The organism is Nonomuraea rhizosphaerae (genome assembly GCF_019396405.1).
In the GTDB taxonomy this organism is placed as follows: Bacteria; Actinomycetota; Actinomycetes; order Streptosporangiales; family Streptosporangiaceae; genus Nonomuraea; species Nonomuraea rhizosphaerae.
In genome coordinates this window covers 1-1,674 of sequence record NZ_JAHKRL010000184.1, presented here as the reverse complement: position 1 = coordinate 1,674, position 1,674 = coordinate 1, and the positions used below count along the sequence as shown (strand labels likewise).

Below are 1,674 nucleotides of genomic sequence, written 5' to 3'. Positions count from 1 at the left end.
AGCGTTCTCACGCTCGGGGGCTTTTCGTCGCCGTAAGGAGGGCCGGCCGTCAGGACGACGGCTCGCGGTCCTCCTTGATCACCTCACCGTGCACCACCCTGCCGCCGCCGCTCTGCTGAGCGCCCTGTCCGGGGCTCCGCCCGGGGCTCTGCGGGCCGCCCGCCGCCGGGAAGAGGTTCGCGTACGGCGAGGACGCCGCCAGCCGCCTGACCCGGCGCTCGAAGAACCACGACCCGAGCCGCCGCATCATCGGCCGGGTGACCGGCAGCAGGCACAGGAACCCGGCGATGTCGCTGATGAACCCCGGCGTCAGCAGAAGTGTCCCGCCCACCAGGATCAGGCCGCCGTCGGCCAGCTCCTTGTCGGGCATCCGGCCGGACTGCAGCGCCTCCTGGAGCGCCTTCCAGGCCCTGCGCCCCTCACGGCGTACCAGCCAGGCGCCCAGCAGGCTGTCGGCGATGAGCAGGGCCACGGTGGTCCAGCCGCCGATGACCGAGCCCACCTGGATCAGCAGCCAGATCTCCATCACCGGCACGACCAGGAAGGCCAGGAAAAGCAGGAGTCGCATCGTCTTCCCCATTCCGCACACGTCGCGCGACACACCTACGCGGAGGCACGTCCACGAGGAACGTGCTCCTGAAGAAGTCAACGCCCCGCGCGCCGCGAGCGTTCCGCACGGCCCGAGGGCGGCCTGAGGACGGCCTCAGGTTCGGTCGCGCCGGGCGCGCGGCGTTCGGTCACACCGTCCGCGGCGTTCAGTCGCGCCGGCCGCGCAGCCGGGCGGGCAGCCCCTGCAGACCCCAGACCGCGACCCGCCAGAACGACTCGGCCATCACGCGGCTGCTCATCTTGCTGGTGCCGACGGTCCGCTCCACGAACGTGATCGGCACCTCGACCACCCGCAGCCCGTGCCTGTTCGTGCGCAGGGTGAGGTCGACCTGGAAGCAGTAGCCCTGGGACTCGACGTCGGCCAGCCCGATCTTCTCCAGCGTGGAGGCGCGGTAGGCGCGGAACCCGGCGGTGGCGTCGCGCACGGGCATGCCGAGCATGAGCCGCGTGTAGATGTTGGCGCCCCTGGACAGCAGCACGCGGGCGAAGGGCCAGTTGACGACCCTGCCGCCGGGCACCCAGCGCGACCCGATCGACAGGTCGGCGCCGTCGTCGATCGCCTCCAGCAGCTTGTGCAGTTCCTCGGGCTGGTGCGAGCCGTCGGCGTCCATCTCGACCAGCACGTTGTAGCCCTCGTCCAGGCCCCAGCGGAAGGCGTGGATGTAGGCGGCGCCCAGCCCCTCCTTGCCCTCGCGGTGCAGCACGTGGACGCGCTCGTCCCCGGCCGCGATGCCGTCGGCGACCTCGCCGGTGCCGTCGGGGCTGTTGTCGTCGACCACCAGCACGTCGGCGCCGGGCAGCGCCGCCCGCACCCTTGCGGTGATCATGGGCAGGTTGTCACGCTCGTTGTAAGTCGGGATGACGATGAGCACCCGGCCAAGAGACTCCATGATCAGTCGTTCCCCATCGGTCGTGAAGCCGTCCGGCGCGCGCGCCTGACGCGCCACGCGGCGACCCCGGCGGCCGCCACGCCCATCAGCGCCAGCGCCCACTCCGGCCACGCTCCGACCAGCGTCGCGAGGACCTTTCTGTCAGGCCGGCATTTCCCACGAATCAGAAGTGAAA

At 71.3% G+C, this 1,674-nt stretch carries 3 protein-coding genes; all 3 read right to left on the bottom strand.

Going from position 1 to position 1,674, the window contains the following annotated elements; genetic code table 11:
* Window positions 1–49: 49 nt before the first annotated feature.
* The 3 genes from KME77_RS09085 to KME77_RS29155 all read right to left on the bottom strand — a co-directional run bounded on the left by KME77_RS09085 (window position 50) and on the right by KME77_RS29155 (window position 1,621).
* Complete coding sequence (locus KME77_RS09085) at window positions 50–568, bottom strand: FxsA family protein (RefSeq protein ID WP_219463910.1); 519 nt, start codon at window positions 566–568, stop codon at window positions 50–52.
* A 187-nt stretch (window positions 569–755) separates the two neighbouring features.
* Window positions 756–1,499 (bottom strand): polyprenol monophosphomannose synthase, encoded by a 744-nt coding sequence (locus tag KME77_RS09080; RefSeq protein ID WP_219463908.1) that lies wholly within the window; start codon window positions 1,497–1,499, stop codon window positions 756–758.
* Between the two features lie 2 nt (window positions 1,500–1,501).
* The gene (locus KME77_RS29155; RefSeq protein ID WP_281424078.1) at window positions 1,502–1,621 is read right to left on the bottom strand and encodes an IPTL-CTERM sorting domain-containing protein; all 120 of its coding nucleotides are present in this window, start codon (window positions 1,619–1,621) and stop codon (window positions 1,502–1,504) included.
* Window positions 1,622–1,674 lie beyond the last annotated feature (53 nt).

Excerpts from the sequence above, each read along its gene's own strand:
- KME77_RS09085 (WP_219463910.1), bottom strand. The coding sequence starts at position 568 with ATGCGACTCCTGCTTTTCCTGGCCTTCCTGGTCGTGCCGGTGATGGAG.
- KME77_RS09080 (WP_219463908.1), bottom strand. The coding sequence starts at position 1,499 with ATGGAGTCTCTTGGCCGGGTGCTCATCGTCATCCCGACTTACAACGAG.